Annotated in this window: 13 protein-coding genes; 3 read left to right on the forward strand and 10 right to left on the reverse strand. The window is 58.6% G+C overall.

The features are described 5' to 3' along the window. Positions 1–9: 9 nt before the first annotated feature. The 4 genes from JFU11_RS19385 to rpsU form a co-directional block, all read right to left on the reverse strand. The gene (locus JFU11_RS19385) at positions 10–3756 is read right to left on the reverse strand and encodes an EAL domain-containing protein (RefSeq protein WP_123719578.1); all 3747 of its coding nucleotides are present in this window, start codon (positions 3754–3756) and stop codon (positions 10–12) included. 122 nt (positions 3757–3878) lie between these two features. Next, positions 3879–5726: an RNA polymerase sigma factor RpoD gene (gene rpoD, locus JFU11_RS19390; RefSeq protein ID WP_123719577.1), complete on the reverse strand. Its 1848-nt coding sequence runs from the start codon at positions 5724–5726 to the stop codon at positions 3879–3881. A 67-nt stretch (positions 5727–5793) separates the two neighbouring features. Beyond that, the gene (dnaG, locus tag JFU11_RS19395) at positions 5794–7767 is read right to left on the reverse strand and encodes a DNA primase (protein WP_123719576.1); all 1974 of its coding nucleotides are present in this window, start codon (positions 7765–7767) and stop codon (positions 5794–5796) included. 481 nt (positions 7768–8248) lie between these two features. Beyond that, positions 8249–8464: a 30S ribosomal protein S21 gene (gene rpsU / locus JFU11_RS19400; protein WP_002551877.1), complete on the reverse strand. Its 216-nt coding sequence runs from the start codon at positions 8462–8464 to the stop codon at positions 8249–8251. 199 nt (positions 8465–8663) lie between these two features. Here rpsU and tsaD point away from each other — a divergent pair, with 199 nt between their 5' ends. Then, positions 8664–9689: a tRNA (adenosine(37)-N6)-threonylcarbamoyltransferase complex transferase subunit TsaD gene (gene tsaD, locus JFU11_RS19405; RefSeq protein ID WP_052967150.1), complete on the forward strand. Its 1026-nt coding sequence runs from the start codon at positions 8664–8666 to the stop codon at positions 9687–9689. A gap of 23 nt (positions 9690–9712) precedes the next feature. On the opposite strand, the gene plsY is transcribed toward tsaD, so the two are convergent. Then, on the reverse strand, positions 9713–10282 hold the full coding sequence (gene plsY / locus JFU11_RS19410) for a glycerol-3-phosphate 1-O-acyltransferase PlsY (protein ID WP_052967151.1): 570 nt from the start codon (positions 10280–10282) through the stop codon (positions 9713–9715). 74 nt (positions 10283–10356) lie between these two features. On the opposite strand from plsY, the gene folB reads away from it, so the two are divergent. After that, entirely contained in the window at positions 10357–10710 is a 354-nt protein-coding gene (folB, locus tag JFU11_RS19415; RefSeq protein ID WP_052967152.1) for a dihydroneopterin aldolase, read from the forward strand. Beyond that, positions 10701–11219: a 2-amino-4-hydroxy-6-hydroxymethyldihydropteridine diphosphokinase gene (folK, locus tag JFU11_RS19420; RefSeq protein WP_063342356.1), complete on the forward strand. Its 519-nt coding sequence runs from the start codon at positions 10701–10703 to the stop codon at positions 11217–11219. Before folB ends, folK begins: the two co-directional genes overlap by 10 nt. Positions 11220–11324: 105 nt before the next feature. Here folK and JFU11_RS19425 read toward each other — a convergent pair whose 3' ends face one another. From JFU11_RS19425 to glpE, 5 genes are all read right to left on the reverse strand, one after another. Then, on the reverse strand, positions 11325–12554 hold the full coding sequence (locus JFU11_RS19425; protein ID WP_201061853.1) for a multifunctional CCA addition/repair protein: 1230 nt from the start codon (positions 12552–12554) through the stop codon (positions 11325–11327). A 64-nt stretch (positions 12555–12618) separates the two neighbouring features. Next, complete coding sequence (locus JFU11_RS19430; protein ID WP_123719574.1) at positions 12619–14181, reverse strand: SpoVR family protein; 1563 nt, start codon at positions 14179–14181, stop codon at positions 12619–12621. Further along, positions 14178–15449 carry a YeaH/YhbH family protein gene (locus JFU11_RS19435; protein WP_007904257.1) on the reverse strand — a complete coding sequence of 424 codons (1272 nt, stop codon included), beginning with the start codon at positions 15447–15449 and terminating at the stop codon, positions 14178–14180. The genes JFU11_RS19430 and JFU11_RS19435 overlap by 4 nt, the downstream gene beginning before the upstream one ends. Before the next feature lie 201 nt (positions 15450–15650). After that, positions 15651–17573: a PrkA family serine protein kinase gene (locus tag JFU11_RS19440; protein WP_007904259.1), complete on the reverse strand. Its 1923-nt coding sequence runs from the start codon at positions 17571–17573 to the stop codon at positions 15651–15653. Between the two features lie 297 nt (positions 17574–17870). After that, a complete protein-coding gene (gene glpE / locus JFU11_RS19445; protein WP_030130002.1) occupies positions 17871–18200 on the reverse strand; it encodes a thiosulfate sulfurtransferase GlpE in 330 nt (109 codons plus the stop codon). Positions 18201–18222: the final 22 nt, after the last annotated feature.

Consider the following 18222-nt stretch of genomic DNA (forward strand, 5'->3'; position numbering starts at 1 on the left):
GGCCGCGGATTATAGCGATGGTTTCTCGGCTGTGCTATCCGAAAAATCCAATATGGCTGTACGAAGAAACGTCGCAGCGAATTCGTCGGGGGGAAGCGGCAGGCTGACGATGTAGCCCTGGATCTGTTCACAGCCCTCCGCAGTCAGGAATTGCTGCTGCGCCTGGGTTTCGACGCCCTCGGCGATGACCGTGAATTGCATGCTGCGGCCCAGGGCGATGATTGCGCGAACGATCGCCGCGTCGTGTGGGTCGTCCGGCAGTCCGCGGACGAAGGATTGGTCGATCTTGAGGGTGTCCAGCGGCAGGCGTTTGAGGTAGCTCAGGGACGAATAGCCGGTGCCGAAATCGTCGATTGCCAATTGCACGCCCAGGCGTTTGAGTTGATGCAGCACCGCCAGCGCCTCTTCGGCCTGGCTCATGATGAAGTTTTCAGTGATTTCCAGTTGCAGGAAGCCGGGTTTGAGGTGGTTGTCCTTGAGCAGCTGTTCGATCCGGCCAAGCAGGTTCGGCTGGCGCAGTTGCGCGCCCGCGAGGTTGACTGAGAGTGGGCCCAGGCACTCATAGACCTGATTCCACTCGTACATCTGTCGGCAGGCGGTCTCAAGTACCCAGTCGCCGATTTGCAGGATCATGCCGTTTTCTTCAGCCAAGGGAATGAAGTGCTCGGGAGGCACATCGCCGAAGGTTGGGTGATGCCAGCGAATCAGCGCTTCGGCGCCGACCACTCGATGATCGTCCAGACTGATTTTGGGCTGGTAGTACAAAAACAGCTCATTGCGCTCGATGGCGCGCCGCAGTTCATGTTCCAGCGCCACGCGCTCGCTGGCTTGGGCGGTGAGGTCGCGGGTGTAGCTTTCAACCCGGTTACGGCCCTTGGCCTTGGAGCGATACATCGCGGCATCGGCGTTCTTGACCAGCGTAGCGACGTCGCAGCCGTCCTTGGGATACAGGCTGGTGCCGATGCTGGCGCTGATGAAAAACTCGTGCTCGCCGGCCTGGAAAGGGGCGGAGAAGCAATTGAGCAGCTTGGTGGCAATGTTGTCAGCATCGCTGGACTGTTGCAGGCCGGGGAGCAGGATGATGAATTCATCGCCACCCAGCCGCGCCACGGTATCGATATCGCGCAACTGCTCCTTGAGGCGCACGGCAATGCCTTTGAGCAGCAGGTCGCCAACCGGGTGGCCGAGGCTGTCGTTGATGTGTTTGAAGCGGTCCAGGTCGAGGAACAGCACCGCGCCCTGGCCACCGTTTTCCTGCTGGCTGTTCAGTGCGGTCAGCAGCCGACTCTCGAACAGCGTGCGGTTTGGCAGGCCCGTCAGCGGGTCGTGGTGCGCCTGGTAGTCGAGTTTGGCCTGCGCGTGCTTGAGGCTGGAAATGTCCGCGAACACCGCAACAAAGTGGGTGATGTGTTTATCCCGGTTGCGCACTGCGCTGATGGTCAGCCAGCTCGGGTAGAGCTCGCCATTCTTGCGCCGGTTGGAAATCTCGCCTTGCCAATGACCGTCGGCGGTCAATTGATGCCACATTGCCGCATAAAATGCGCTGTCGTGCAGGCCCGAGGCGAGCAGGCGAGGGGTGTGGCCCAGCGCTTCGCTCTCGCTGTAGCCGGTAATTTCGGTGAACGCACGATTGACCGCGCTGATGTGCTGTTGGGTGTCGGTGATCAATACACCCTCGGCAGTGCTCTCGAACACCGTGGCGGCCTGTTGCAGTTTCTCCTGCATCAGGTGCCGCTCGGTAATGTCCCGGGCGATGGTCAGCATGCAGTCCTCATCGCCGATGGGCAACGGCCGGCTTGAAACCTCGCAGAGCCGGATCTGCCCGTCTTTGCGGCGGATGTGGCAACTGAAGTCACGGACGAAACCGTCCCGGTGCAACAGCTCGAGCATCTGTTTGCGCTCGTTGAGATTGACCCAGATCCCCAGGTCCAGGGCCGACCGATCCACGGACATCGCACTATTGAAACCGGTAATACGGCTGAAGCCTTCGTTAACCTCCATCAGCAAACCGTCGCTCTGCCGGGACAGGAGCAAGCCGTCGGGAGACGCATGAAAGGCCTTGGCGAACTTCTCTTCGGAGGTTTGCAGTTGTTGTTGGGTTTCCTTGAGTTGGCTGATGTCCCGCACGACGACCACCAGGGCCGGGGTGGTATCGAGATCGAAAGGCTCGGCTGAAATCAGGCCGGTAAACACCTGGCCATTGCTGCGGCGAAAGGGCATCTCCAGGTTGCGGATGCTGCCGGCCTGCAAGCGCTGCAACAAACCCGGCCCCACGCCGGGTACGCCCCAGATGTTCAGGTCGGTGGCGGTCTGGCCTACGACCTCTTCGGCCTTGAGGCCGATCTGTTCTTCGAACGCTTCGTTGACCTCCAGCAGACAACCGTCGGAAAGCCGTGCGATCACCAGAATATCCGGGCATTGCTGGAACACCGAAGCGAACTTTTGTTCCGACAGGCGCAGCGCCTCTTCGGTGCGCTTGGCTTCGCTGATGTCGATCATCAGCCCGCGAAGTACCGGTTCATGGGCGTGCTCGATCAGGCTGACGATATCGCGGACCCAAAGGCAGCGGCCGTCGGCGGTGATGACCCGGTAATCGACGCTGTGATCGCGTCCGGCCGCCACTTCACGGTCGCAGAAGGTCTGGGCCCGGGTCAGATCCGCGGGGTGGATAATGTTGCGCCAGAAGCCCGGAATCAGCCAATGGGGCAGGGGATAACCAAGGAGATCCTGAGCGTGAGGTGACACGTAACTGTAGGTGTAATCGCTGATCCGGGCTTCCCAGGCGATAGCAGAAAGACTCTCCACCAGCCCGCGGTAATGGTATTCGCTGCTGCGCAGCTCCTGTTCCAGAGCGACCCGACGGGCAATTTCCGAACTGAGTCGGCGGTTGATCCGGATAACCACTGCCAGCACGATCATCAGAAACAGTAATCCTGGCAGGCCGTACATCAGCACATCGAGCCAGAACGTTCGATGGTCCAGAACGTTACCGACCCAATGTTCCTGGATGGCACTGATTTCACTCGGGGTCATGTCTGCCAGGACTTTATCGAGGATGCTGACCAGCAGCTTGTTGTTCGGGGGCACGGCCATCGCCAATTGGTAGCGATAGGGTGTTTCACCGCTGACGTAGAGCCCGTCGAGCTTGAGCTGGCGCAGGCTCCAGACGCTGGATGCGAGATCGCCCACGACGGCGTCCACGGCGTCGGTAGCCAGTGCCTGCAGCGCCGAGCTGACATTGGGCATCGCTACCAGATTCAGGTCGGGATGGTGGGTGCGCAATAGCTCATGGGGGGCATAGTTTTCCACCACAGCGATCTTCAGCCCGTACAGGTCTTCGATTTTGCGCGGTTGGGCACCTCCGACGTGAGCCAGAATGACAATCGGAAAGTCGAGATAGGGGCGTGTGAACGACAGATACGTCTGGCGCTCGGGAGTCGACATGATGCCTGGCAAGATGTCTAGCTTGCCTTGTTTGGCCTGCTGCAAGACTTCAGTCCAGCTGACCGGCTCGATGGGCGTGAGTTTGATGGCCAGCCGTTGACGGATGACGTTGATGTAGTCCGCTGCCAGGCCCTGATAACGCCCGTGTTCGTCGCGAAATTCAAACGGCGGCCAGGACGCGTCCACGCCCAGGCGCAATTCCGGGTGAGCCGTCAGCCAGCTACGTTCTTCGTCGGTAAGAGTCAACGCGCCAGCCGTTGCGGTCCAGGTCATCAGCGACAGCAAAAAAAGCACGGTCGGCCATCTGGGCATAACGGTCTCGTTACGGCTGGGGGGAATGTTTCGAGTGTAGACGGGCTATTCGGCGGGGGGGATGTACGGGGAATTTAATCTGTATAAAGCAAAACCCCCGGCCTGGGCCGGGGGTTCTGTGATCACTCGTCGAGGAAGGAGCGCAAATGCTCGCTTCTCGTCGGGTGGCGCAGCTTGCGCAGCGCCTTGGCTTCGATCTGACGAATCCGTTCACGGGTCACGTCGAACTGCTTACCAACCTCCTCGAGGGTGTGGTCGGTATTCATGTCGATACCGAAGCGCATGCGCAGAACCTTGGCTTCACGGGCAGTGAGGCCGGACAGGACTTCGCGAGTCGCTTCTTTAAGGCTCTCAACAGTGGCGACATCGATTGGCGACTGCATGGTCGAGTCTTCGATGAAGTCACCCAGATGAGAATCTTCGTCATCACCGATCGGGGTTTCCATGGAGATCGGTTCTTTAGCGATCTTCAATACCTTGCGGATCTTGTCCTCAGGCATTTCCATGCGTTCGCCCAGCTCTTCCGGGGTCGGTTCGCGACCCATTTCCTGCAGCATCTGCCGGGAAATACGGTTGAGCTTGTTGATCGTCTCGATCATGTGCACCGGAATACGGATGGTGCGGGCCTGGTCGGCGATCGAGCGAGTGATCGCCTGACGGATCCACCAGGTGGCATAAGTCGAGAATTTGTAGCCGCGGCGGTATTCGAACTTGTCTACCGCTTTCATCAGACCGATGTTGCCTTCCTGGATCAGATCGAGGAATTGCAGGCCACGGTTGGTGTACTTCTTGGCGATGGAGATCACCAGACGCAAGTTCGCTTCAACCATCTCTTTCTTCGCGCGGCGGGCCTTGGCCTCACCGATCGACATGCGACGGTTGATGTCCTTGATCTCGGCGATCGTCAAACCGGTTTCGGTTTCCAGCGCGGTCAGCTTCTGCTGGCAACGAATGATGTCCGGTTGCAGGCGACCAATGGCTTCAGCGTATTTGCTTTTGCCTTTGGCCAGTGCATCGGTCCAGCTTTCGTCGACTTCGTTGCCCGGGAACTGGCGCAGGAAGTCGGCACGCGGCATACGGGCATCACGAACGCACAGTTGCATGATCGCGCGCTCTTGCTGACGCAGACGATCCAGGGCACTGCGAACACGCTCGACCAGGCCTTCGAATTGCTTCGGCACCAGTTTGATCGGCATGAACAGCTCAGCCAGGGCGATCAGCTCGGCGATTGCCAGCTTGTTGCCACGACCGTGCTTTTTCAGGGCCTTGCGGGTGATTTCCATCTGATCGGCGACAGCACCAAAGCGCTGTGCGGCGATGACCGGATCTGGACCGCTTTCGGCTTCTTCTTCGTCGTCGGTCGCTTCGGCGTCATCGTCGTCGGTGTCGTCATCCGCTTTCACGGCTTTCGGGTCGACAGGCGGTGGCACTTCGGCTGCAGGCGGCGCAATGCCGTCGTCCGGGTCGATATAACCGCTCAGGACGTCGGACAGGCGGCCACCTTCGGTGGTGACGCGAGTGTACTCGGAGAGAATATGGTCAACCGTGCCAGGGAAGTGCGCGATTGCGCCCATCACTTCGCGGATGCCCTCTTCAATACGTTTGGCGATTTCGATTTCGCCTTCACGTGTGAGGAGCTCTACCGTACCCATTTCACGCATGTACATGCGCACTGGGTCGGTGGTGCGACCAATGTCGGTCTCGACCGCTGCCAACGCTGCTGCTGCCTCTTCGGCCGCGGCTTCGTCGGTATCGGCGTCGGCCAGCATAAGGGAATCCTTATCTGGCGCAACCTCGAATACGTTGATCCCCATGTCATTAATCATGCGGATGATGTCTTCCACCTGTTCCGGATCTGAAATATCCTCCGGCAGGTGGTCGTTGACCTCCGCGTAAGTCAGGTAGCCCTGCTCACGACCAAGTGTGATCAACTCTTTGATACGAGACTGCTGTTGCGCTTTTCCGGACATAACACCCTATCCACTGAAGGTCTTGGCGGGCAAAAAACAAGCCGAGGATTATACCTGAGCTATGACCTCACGCGCCAGTTGAGGTCGGGCTTGATGCGGAAACATTGCGACTTAAAAGGTCGCGCAGTTGATTTTTCTCTTCGGTGCTCAATTCACTTTGACGTGCTTTTCGAAGAAGTTGTTCCAGGTTTCGCTCGCGTTGGCGGGCTGACAAGCTAGTAATGGTGTCGAAAAACTGTTGTTCAAGGTTATCTCCATCAATCAGCCATTCCTTTTCTGCCAGCGCTTTGAGCAGTCGGCCTTGTTCGGTGCCGTGCCAACGCGCAATCAGTTGAAATGAGTTTAGCTTGGGATTCTTCTGTACGGCTTCGAGCAGGGCGACCAACAGTTGCGTGTTGGTATGGTCCTCGGCAGCGAAGTGCCCGGCATCCTCGACTTTCTCAGCCAGTTGCGGGTGATGTAGCAGTGTGCGCAAGGCGGCCAGGGTGGGCGGCTCTACAGCGGCCGGCACCCGTGGCGCGCGCGGTTGATCGCGATCGCCGCCACGTTTGCCATTCTTGTCCCACGGCTTCTTGTCCCATTTCTTGCCGCCTGCGCCAGGCTTTTTCGGCGTCCATTCCTGCTGCGGCGCGTACATCTCTTGCGCCTGCGGCTGATGGTAGTCGCTGTAATCCGGCATGGCGTCGTAATCGATGCCCGGATCGTAAGCGGGTGGCGCTTCCTGAGGCTGAGGTGTGCTTTGCACCAGTTGGCTCACGGCTTCACCGCTAAGCCCGGTAATTTCACTCAGGCGCTGGCGCATCAGTATGCGCAGGTTGGCGCCCGGGACTTTATCGATCAGCGGCGCGGCGAGGGTGGCCATGTGGGCCTTGCCTTCGAGGGAGCGCGGGTCCGATTCTTCGGTCAGCTGTTGAAAAAAGTAATCGGCCAGCGGCTGGGCGTGCTGATTGATTCGCGCGCGGAAGGCGTCAGTGCCCTCGGAGCGGACCAGGGTATCTGGGTCCTCGCCCTCAGGCAGGAACAGAAAGCGCGCCCGGCGCCCGTCCTGCAGACATGGCAGGGTTGCCTCCAGCGCCCGCCATGCGGCATTTCGGCCCGCCTGGTCGCCGTCGAAGCAGAACAGCACGCTGGGCACGACGCGAAACAGGCGCTTCATGTGCTCTTCGCTGGTGGCGGTGCCCAGAGTTGCGACGGCGTTGCGCAGGCCTTGCTGGGCGAGGGCGATGACGTCCATATAGCCTTCGACGACGATGATTTCGTCGAGGTTTCGGTTGTTCTTGCGTGCTTCATAAAGGCCGTAGAGTTCCTGGCCTTTATGGAAGACCGGGGTTTCCGGTGAGTTCAGGTATTTCGGCTTGTCGTCGCCCAACACCCGGCCGCCGAAGGCGATGATGCGCCCGCGACTGTCGCGGATCGGGAACATCACGCGATCGCGGAAGCGGTCATAGCGCTTGCCGGTTTCGGCGTTCTCGATCAGCAGGCCGGCGTCGATCATGGCCTTTTGCTGCAGGGTATCGCTGCTCAGGTGCTTGTACAGATTGTCCCAGCCAGGTGGGGCAAAACCGAGCCCGAAATCCCGAGCGATTTCTCCCGTTAGTCCACGACCCTTCAAGTAATCCACGGCAGCTTTGCGCGACGGATGGCTTTTCAGGGCTTGACGATAAAAATCGGCGGCGGCGGTGAGCAGTGGATACAGCGGCGAGTCGGTGGGCTGCCGCGGTTTGTGCGGTCGGCCACTCTCTTCGCGGGGAATTTCCATGCCGGCGGCTTTGGCCAGTTCTTCGACAGCCTGGACGAAATCCAGGTTGTCATGGTCCATCATGAAGCCGAGGGCGTTACCGCCAGCGCCGCAGCCGAAGCAGTAATAGAACTGTTTGTCGGGGCTGACGCTGAAGGAGGGGGTTTTCTCTTTGTGAAACGGGCAGCAGGCAGTGTAGTTCTTGCCGGCTTTTTTCATTTGCAGGCGCGAGCTGACCACGTCGACGATGTCGGTGCGGTTCAGAAGGTCGTCAATGAAGCTCTGGGGAATTAGCCCGGCCATGGCGTTCTCGTCATCTGCGCTGAAATGGACCCAAAACGAAGGGCGGCCGAACGCGGGTCGTTGTTTGAGGCGCGCAGGGTGTGCGGCTCGACCTGTGTCGTCTGCGTATCGCTGTCGGGAAGTGTATCTGCCGAAAATCCACTGACGTTAGTACCAATCAGTATTCGACTATTTGAAAGTGTTTCGCTGAATCCGGCGACGGCCAGTCGTTGGCCTCGGATAGCTCATAAGCGGGCACGCAAGAAGGTGCCTTGGGCTGATCGTCGTGAGAGGAATCAGTGGGTGTGCTCGTCAGTAGCCTTGGAAGGCTCGTCAGAAAAGACGTGCACCGCTGGCAAAAGAGCCAGGTCTGACGCTGTGAAGCAGATTTGTCTCGGTCGCGTCTGCGGCTTCGACGGTGAAGCATCAAGCGTTTTCCGCAAATGCCATTAGCCCGGCTGAGGGCCGGGCTTGGCAGAAGCTTGCTACGATCGTCTGTGTATTAGTACAGACGAACGGCGCGGCGCTGTTCGCGCTGAACTTTCTTGGCGTGACGCTTAACAGCGGCTGCTGCTTTACGCTTACGCTCAGAAGTTGGCTTCTCGTAAAATTCGCGGCTACGAACTTCAGCCAGTACACCGGCTTTTTCGCAGGAGCGCTTGAAACGACGCAGAGCTACGTCGAAGGGTTCGTTCTCTTTTACTTTGACGGCTGGCATCCAGAGCTACCTTCATTCATTACCGGGGTCAACATCCTCGCGGCAAAAGAGCACTTGAAGACGTCGGTTTTTAAGGGTTGCGGATGTTAACCCCTCATCGCTCGGAATGCAAAGCCTCTGATCGAAAACCGCTGGTCGGGGCATCACGCGAAGACTATTATGCGCGCCTTCGAATTCAGCCTCTACAAGGCGCAAACCCATGCTAGTACTGGGATTAGAAACCTCTTGCGACGAAACCGGTGTCGCACTTTACGACAGTGAACGCGGGTTGTTGGCCGACGCGTTGTTCAGTCAGATCGATCTGCATCGTGCCTATGGCGGCGTGGTGCCGGAGCTGGCGTCGCGTGATCACGTCAAACGCATGCTGCCCTTGATTCGTCAGGTCCTGGCCGAGGCCGGCTGTGTGCCGACCGAGATCGACGCCATCGCTTATACCGCGGGCCCTGGCCTGGTCGGAGCCTTGCTGGTGGGGGCTTCGTGCGCCCAGGCGCTGGCCTTTGCCTGGGGCATTCCGGCCTTGGGTGTGCACCACATGGAAGGTCACTTGCTGGCGCCGATGCTGGAGTCGCAACCTCCGGAGTTCCCGTTCGTCGCTTTGTTGGTGTCGGGTGGTCATACGCAGCTGGTTCAGGTCGACGGGATCGGTCAGTACACGCTCCTGGGCGAGACTCTCGACGATGCTGCCGGCGAAGCATTCGATAAAACCGCGAAGATGATGGGCCTGAATTATCCGGGCGGTCCGGAGATTGCTCGTCTGGCGGAGCAGGGCGTTGCGGGGCGTTTCACTTTTCCGCGCCCAATGTGTGATCGTCCAGGCTTGGCTTTCAGCTTCAGCGGGCTGAAAACCTTTGCGCTGAACACCTGGCAGCAGAGCGTCAGCGCCGGGGACGACAGCGAACAAGCCCGTTGCGACATCTCGCTGGCGTTCCAGCAGGCCGTGGTGGAGACTTTGACCATCAAGTGCAAGCGTGCCCTCAAACAGGCGGGTCTCAAGCGTCTGGTGATCGCAGGGGGCGTCAGCGCCAATAAAGCGCTGCGGGCTTCACTGGAGAAAATGCTCGGCGACATGAAGGGCGATGTATTTTATGCCCGTCCGGAGTTCTGCACCGATAATGGCGCGATGATTGCGTTTGCCGGCTGCCAGCGCTTGCAGGCCGGCCAGCATGAAAGCCTGGCGATCAGCGTGCAGGCGCGCTGGCCGATGGAGCAACTGTCGGCGCTGTGATGAGCGGTGCTCACGCGCGGTATTTAAAAATGCCGTTCGCGCCCGGCAAACAGGTCGCGTAGATTGCCGCGATGACGCCAGACGATCAGGCCCGTGAGTGCGCTCATGGGTAGCAGTGCCGCCGGTTCTTGCCAGGCAAGCAACGGCAGGGTCAGCGGTGTGGCAATCAGGGCTGCGAGTGAGCTGGTGCGGGTCAGGTAGAACGTCAGCGACCAGGCGCAGACCGCCAGCAGCGCGGCAGGCGGGTAGAGCCCCAGCAGCATGCCAGCGGCGGTGGCGACACCCTTGCCACCGCGAAAGCGGAAGTACAGCGGAAACAGGTGGCCGATAACGGCACAGACGCCGATCCAGGCCTGTTCTTGCAGTGAAAGGCCTATAGCACCCGCGATCAATACGGGCAGCAGGCCTTTGTTCAGGTCGCCGAGCAAGGTCAGGATGGCGAGTTTCTTGCCGGCCAGACGCAACATATTGGTGGCACCGGCATTGCCCGAGCCACTCATTCGCGGATCGGGGTTACCGGTCAGGCGGCTGAGCAAAATGGCGAAGGACAGAGAGCCGAGCAGGTAGGCGAGGATCGCCAGTAACCAAAACATGCTAACTATTCCGGGCGAGGACGCCCTGATTCTAACGGCGCATTGCGCCCTTGTCGTGCAGTGGAGAGAAGTGCTTGGACAGAGTGTTTATCGAGGGCCTGGAAGTCGACACCGTGATTGGTGCCTACGACTGGGAACGAGGCATCCGACAGTGTCTTCGACTTGATCTGAGCTTCGCCTGGGACAATCGTCCGGCCGCCGCCGGTGATGACCTGACCCTGGCGCTCGACTACGCGAGCGTTTCGTCGCGCATTCAGGCGTTCGCCGAACAGGCGCAGTTCCAGCTGGTCGAGACCTTTGCCGAGCGTCTGGCGCAAGTGCTGATGAGCGAATTCAAGATCACCTGGATGCACCTCAAGCTGACCAAGCCAGGTGCCGTCCCGGCGGCCACGGGTGTGGGCGTGGAGATCGAGCGCGGATGTCGCTGACTCAGGTGTACCTCGGGCTCGGTAGCAATATCGAGCGCGAAGCCCATTTGCAGGCTGGCCTGGACGCCCTGGCGGGTTTCCTGGTGGATATGCGCTGCTCGGCGGTATTCGAAAGCCAGCCGGTGGGGATCAAGAGCGGGCCGTTTTTCAATTTTGTGGTTTCGGCTTTCACCGATCTGCCGCTGATGGAGCTGGATCGACGGTTGAAATTCATCGAAGCGGATAACGGCCGTTACGCGCCGGACCGCAAGGGCTTGCCGCTGGATATCGACGTACTGCTGTTCGGCGACCTGGTGGGCAACTTCGATGGTTTGATCTTGCCGCGGGCAGAGATTCTGAAAAATGCCTTCGTGCTATGGCCGTTGTCGCTGATTGCGCCGGACAGAGTGCATCCGGGGGTAGGCAAGAGCTTTGCAACTCTGTGGGATGAAGCGCAGATCGATCAAGTGCTGGCGCCGGTTGCTTTTGAGTGGCGCGGTGAGCAGCTGACCCCTTTGAATTTGTTGTGAGGCGGATGACACCATCGCGGGCAAGCCCGCTCCCACAAGTTGGCGTTGTTTACATAATCGACAAACGACTCGTACCTGTGGGAGCGGGCTTGCCCGCGATGCTTTTCAAGCAGGCGCCGCCGCTTTGTAAGCCTTCAGCGCCTTGAGCCGCTCGCCCTTGATCGCCTCGCCCAACTCCGGTCCCTTGAATCCCTTCTCCAGCAACGGCTGAACGGCAACACTTCGCGCCGCAGTTGCCGCGCCACGTAAATAATCCGCCTGTGGATAGCTTCTCTGCTCCAGGCCTTTACGCCCCCGAGCGTCCATTTCACACGCTGCGATAAACTCCTCAAAGCGCTGAGGTCGACGATAGACGTCGAAACTCTGCAGCAACTCCAGCAAGGTCGACGGCTTAAGCTCCAGAGCACGATGGCCATGGGTATGATATTTGCCCACCAGCAGCGCCAGTTCCTGGCAGTCCTTCGGTGCCTTGAAGCGCTCGTTGACCGCTTTGATCAGCTTCAGGCCTTTGTGCTCGTGGGCGATGTGGCGGGGCCATTCTTCCTCGGGCGTCAATCCTTTGCCCAGGTCATGCAGCAAGCAGGCCCAGCGTACGGTTAGCGGTTGTTTGTGCAGCGCCGCTTGCTCCAGCACGCTCAGGGTATGCACGCCCGTGTCGATTTCCGGGTGATGGGCTTCGGGTTGCGGTACACCGAACAGCGCGTCGACTTCCGGCATCAGTGCCTTGAGCGCGCCGCACTCGCGCAGCACCTCGATGAATACCTGAGGCTGGTCTTCCATCAGCGCGCGGGCGATTTCTTTCCAGCTACGTTCGGGAGTCAATGCCTCCAATTCACCTGATTCGCTGAGTTGGCGCATCAGCTCCAATGTCTCGGGGGCGACGGTAAAACCCAGTGCCGCATAACGCGCGGCAAAGCGGGCAACGCGCAAAACACGGAGAGGATCTTCGGCGAACGCGGGGGAAACGTGACGAAGCAGGCGAGCCTCGAGATCCCGCTGGCCATGGTAAGGGTCGGTCAGATTCTGCTGATCGTCTTCAGCCATGGCGTTGATCGTCAGGTCGCGACGAATCAGATCTTCTTCGAGGGTGACGTCGGGGCTGGTGTGAAAGATGAAGCCGCCGTAGCCGCGCCCGTTTTTGCGTTCGGTGCGGGCGAGGGCGTATTCCTCACCGCTTTTGGGGTGAAGAAACACCGGGAAGTCCGCGCCCACCGGACGAAAGCCCTTGGCGAGCATTTCTTCGGTGGTCGCGCCTACAACGACCCAGTCGATATCGGTGACAGGCTTGCCCAGCAGGCGATCGCGTACCGCGCCGCCGACTTTATAAATCTGCATAAAAAACCTCCGTTAGCCCGACAGAATAACCTTTGCGTCGAACTTCCGGAGGCAGAAAACAGGATCAAAGATGAATGACTGCCAAGTCCAGCCGGCCGTAATCACCCTCGCCATGCTCGCTTCTGGGCGGAACATGATGGGTTTTCATCACCTGATCTCCTTGCAGGGTTTCCAGGTGAATGTCGAAGCCCCAGAGGCGGTGCAGGTGCTTGAGTACTTCGTCTGTGGAATCGCCCAGCGGTTTGCGGTCGTGTTGCTGGTGACGCAAGGTCAGGGAGCGGTCGCCACGCCGGTCAATGCTGTAGATCTGTATGTTGGGTTCGCGATTGCCCAGGTTGTATTGCGCCGCCAGGGTTTCACGAATGGTTCGATAGCCGTCTTCGTCGTGTATCGCCGGAACCAGCAGATCGTCCTTCTGATCGTCATCGAGGATGCTGAACAGCTTGAGGTCGCGGATCACCTTGGGTGACAGGTACTGCAGGATGAAACTCTCGTCCTTGAAGCTGCTCATGGCGAATTTGATGCTGGGCAGCCAGTCGGTACCGGCGATTTCCGGGAACCAGCGATAGTCCTCTTCAGTGGGCTGTTCGCATATCCGGCGGATATCGCGATACATGGCAAAACCCAGGGTGTAGGGGTTGATGCCGTTGTAGTAGGGGCTGTCGAAGCCAGGCTGAAAAACCACACTGGTATGGGAAGTCAGGAATTCCATCATGAAGCCATCGGTGACTAGGCCTTCGTCATACAAGTCGTTCATCAAGGTGTAGTGCCAGAACGTGGCCCAGCCTTCGTTCATTACCTGAGTCTGGCGTTGTGGATAAAAGTACTGGGCGATCTTGCGCACAATCCGCACGATTTCGCGCTGCCAGGGCTCCAGCAGCGGGGCGTGTTTTTCGATGAAGTACAGGATGTTTTCCTGAGGTTCGGCGGGGAAGCGTGCGTTGTCCTTGTCGCTGTATTTGTCCGCGCCTTTTGGAATGGTCCGCCACAAATCGTTGATCTGTTTCTGCAAATGCTCTTCCCGATCCTTCTGCCGACGGCGTTCTTCTTCGGCGGAAATCGGATAAGGGCGTTTGTAACGGTCGACGCCGTAATTCATCAGCGCATGGCAGGAATCGAGCAAGTCTTCTACGGCGTCGATGCCGTGGCGTTCTTCGCACTGCATGATGTACTGCTTGGCGAACACCAGGTAATCGATGATCGAACTGGCGTCGGTCCAGGTGCGGAACAGGTAGTTGCCTTTGAAGAAACTGTTATGGCCATAGCACGCGTGAGCCACCACCAGCGCCTGCATGCAGATGGTGTTTTCTTCCATCAGATAGGCAATGCAGGGGTCCGAGTTGATCACAATCTCGTAGGCCAAGCCCATCTGGCCGCGGCTGTAGGATTTTTCGGTGCTGAGGAAGTGTTTGCCATAGGACCAATGGTGATAACCCAGGGGCATGCCGACAGAGGCATAGGCGTCCATCATCTGCTCGGCGGTGATCACTTCGATCTGGTTGGGGTACGTATCCAGCGCGTAGCGGGCCGCGAGACGACTGATTTCGCGGTCGTAGGCCTGGATCAGCTCGAATGTCCATTCGGAGCCGGTGGAAATGGGTTGGCGCTTCTGCTCTTTGGCGGTCATGTCACTAACCTGCGCTGGAAGAGTTCACGGAAGACCGGATAGATATCCCCGGCCGAGACCAGTTGCTGCTGGGCAAAAGTGTCAGAGAAGGCTTCGGCGATGCGTTCGTATTCGAACCACAGGGCCTGGTGTTCGCGCGGGGTAATCTCAACATAAGTGTAGTACTGCACGAACGGCATGATCTGATTGATCAGGATGTCGCGGCAGATCGGCGAATCGTCGTTCCAGTTGTCGCCGTCGGACGCCTGGGCGGCATAGATGTTCCATTCGTTGCTCGGATAACGCTCGGCCATGATCTCCTGCATCAGTTTCAGGGCGCTGGAGACAATGGTGCCGCCGGTTTCCCGGGAGTAGAAAAACTCCTCCTCATCAACTTCACGGGCACTGGTGTGGTGGCGGATGAACACGACGTCGATTTTGTCGTAGTTCCGCTTGAGGAACAGGTACAGCAGGATGAAGAAGCGCTTGGCGATATCCTTGGTCGCCTGGGTCATGGAGCCGGACACGTCCATCAGGCAGAACATTACTGCTTTGGAGCTGGGGTTCGGCTGCTTGATGAGCAGGTTGTACTTGAGGTCGAAGGTGTCGAGAAATGGCACTCGGTGAATGCGCGCGCTGAGCTTCTCGATTTCGGCTTCGAGCTCCTGGATATCGCCGAAGTTGTCCGGTTCTTCCCGTTTAAGCCGCAGCAGTTCCTCTTTGACTTCGCGCAATTTCGCCCGGCTGCTGCCGGACAAGGCAATGCGTCGGGCATGGGCCGAACGCAGCGTGCGGATAATGTTGATCCGTGACGGGTTGCCCTCGTTGCTGATGCCGGCGCGTACGGTCTTGAAGGTGTCGGTGCCGGTCAGGTGGCGTTTGACCAGATTAGGCAGCTCAAGGTCCTCGAACATGAACTCGAGGAATTCCTCCTGGGTTATCTGGAAGACGAACTCGTCCATCCCTTCACCCGTGTTACCGGCCTTGCCGGGGCCTCTGCCACCGCCACCTCCGGGCGGGCGGGCAATGTGCTCGCCGCTGGTGAATTCCTTGTTGCCGGGGTGCACGATGGTTTGCTTGCCGCCACGACCGTGGTGAAGCACCGGCTCGTCGATGTCGCGGCCGGGAATGCTGATCTGCTCGCCGTGTTCCATATCGGTAATGGAGCGCCGGCTGACCGCCTCTTCGACAGCCTTTTTGATGTGATCACGGTAGCGCCGCAGAAACCGCTGGCGGTTTACCGTGCTCTTGTTCTTGCCATTGAGACGTCGGTCGATCACATAGCTCATGACTGCTCCTTAGAAGCTGTCCTGAAAGGGGCGAGCGTTAACGCAACATAAGGCCAGTGCCGGAGGGTGTACACGCTTCCCCCAAGCGCTTGATGCTGCCTGAACCTCGCTACCGCATTTCGGACACCTCCAGAGGCCTGTGTAACAGAAAAAGCGTAAACAGGCCTCGGGCTAACGACAACCGGTCTGACCGGCAGCGGGTTACTGTGATTTTCTGACCCGCAAGTACCACTCGGACAGCAGTCGTACCTGTTTGTCGGTGTAGCCCCGCTCGACCATCCGTGTGACGAAGTCGTTGTGCTTCTGCTGGTCCTCTTTGCTGGCCTTGGCGTTGAAGCTGATGACCGGCAGCAAGTCCTCGGTGTTGGAGAACATTTTCTTCTCGATGACCACCCGCAGTTTTTCGTAGCTGAGCCAGGTTGGGTTCTTGCCGTTGTTGTTGGCTCGGGCGCGCAGTACGAAGTTGACGATTTCGTTGCGAAAATCCTTCGGATTGCTGATGCCTGCCGGTTTTTCGATTTTCTCCAGTTCCTCGTTCAGGGCTACGCGGTTGAGGATCTCGCCAGTTTCCGGATCGCGGTATTCCTGATCCTGAATCCAGAAGTCGGCGTACAGCACGTAGCGATCGAAGATGTTCTGACCGTACTCGCTGTAAGACTCGAGGTAGGCAGTCTGGATTTCCTTGCCGATGAATTCGATATAACGCGGCGCCAGGTACTCTTTCAGGAAGCGCAGATAGCGTTCGCGGGTCTCCGCCTGGAACTGTTCCTGCTCGATCTGTTGTTCCAGCACGTAGAGCAGATGCACCGGGTTGGCGGCGATTTCGTGCGGATCGAAGTTGAAGACCTTCGACAGAATCTTGAAGGCGAAGCGGGTTGACAGACCGTTCATGCCTTCGTCGACACCGGCTGCATCGCGGTATTCCTGGATCGACTTGGCCTTCGGATCGGTGTCCTTGAGGTTTTCGCCGTCATACACGCGCATCTTGGAGTAGATGTTGGAGTTTTCCGGCTCCTTGAGGCGCGAGAGCACGGTGAACTGAGCGAGCATTTTCAGGGTGTCGGGCGCGCAATGGGCCTTGGCCAGCGAGCTGTTGAACAGAAGCTTGTCGTAGATCTTCACTTCGTCACTGACGCGCAGGCAGTACGGCACTTTGACGATATAGATCCGGTCGATGAATGCTTCGTTGTTCTTGTTGTTACGGAAGGTGTGCCATTCCGATTCGTTGGAGTGGGCCAGCAGGATCCCGGTAAACGGAATCGCCCCCAGACCTTCGGTACTGTTGTAGTTGCCTTCCTGGGTGGCCGTCAGCAATGGGTGCAGCACCTTGATCGGTGCCTTGAACATTTCGACGAACTCCATCAGGCCCTGGTTGGCCCGGCACAGCGCCCCCGAGTAGCTGTAGGCATCGGCGTCGTTCTGCGGAAACTCTTCCAGTTTGCGAATATCGACCTTGCCCACCAGTGCCGAGATGTCCTGGTTGTTTTCATCTCCCGGCTCGGTTTTCGCGACCGCAATCTGGTTGAGGATCGACGGATAGAGTTTCACCACGCGGAACTGGCTGATATCGCCGCCGAATTCGGCCAGGCGCTTGGTTGCCCATGGCGACATGATGGTATTGAGATAGCGCCGGGGAATGCCGAAGTCTTCTTCGAGGATCGCGCCATCTTCGGTGGCGTTGAACAGACCCAGGGGCGACTCGAAAACCGGCGAGCCCTTGATTGCGTAGAAGGGCACTTTCTCGATCAGTTGTTTGAGCTTTTCGGCCAGGGACGATTTACCGCCACCGACAGGGCCCAGCAGGTAGAGGATCTGTTTCTTTTCTTCCAGACCCTGAGCGGCATGGCGGAAATACGACACGATCTGGTCGATGCATTCTTCCATCCCGTGGAAGTCTTCAAAGGCCGGATAGCGGCGGATCACCTTATTGGAAAAGATTCGCGACAGCCTCGAGTTGGTCGAGGTGTCGAGCAGCTCCGGTTCACCGATGGCCAGCAAAAGTCGCTCTGCTGCGGAAACGTAGGCGCTGCGGTCCTTTTTGCATAGCTCCAGGTACTCTTGCAGAGAGAGTTCTTCCTGGCGCGTGGACTCGAAGCGTTGTTGGAAGTGGCTAAAGATACTCATGACGTCACCTCGCTCGATACGTGGAGCCGACGCCGGATCAGTCAGTCGATGCTGGCAAGCAACTGAATATGCAGTTGCTGTTTACCCCCCAGAACACCTCCAGGGTATCAACCCTGAAAGCTACTCCCGATGACCCGCGCGCCGGTGTACCGGCTCTCCCCTGTTTTGGATGGCCTGCGCTTAAGGATAGTTCGGAATCTTGAAGGTAAAGGCGCAATAAGTAATTAGTTGTGGCAGACCGTTCGTCAGCCAGCGCGCGAGCCCACGGGGGCCGGGCCTTGCGCGCCTTGAAAAAAATTATTCGGAAGTGCCTTGCGCTGTTTCCGAAGGATAGGTCGTACGCCACAGCTCAAAACCGCCATCCATGCTGTAGACGTCGGAGAAGCCCTGACTGATCAGGTAAGCGGCCGCGCCTTGGCTGGAATTGCCGTGATAGCAGACCACTACCGTTGGCGCGTCCAGGTCAGCGCCCTGAATGAAAGCATGCAGGGAATGGTTGTCCAGATGCTTCGAGCCGGCAATGTGCAGCGCGGCAAACGTTGCCGGGTCGCGGACATCGACCACCACCGCGCCTTGTTCGCGCAGGGCCTGGGCCTGTTCTGGGGGGATACGTTTGAATTCGCTCATGGCGGGCTCCTGTGGCTCGGCT

Source organism: Pseudomonas sp. TH37 (assembly GCF_016650735.1).
Lineage (GTDB): Bacteria > Pseudomonadota > Gammaproteobacteria > Pseudomonadales > Pseudomonadaceae > Aquipseudomonas > Aquipseudomonas farris.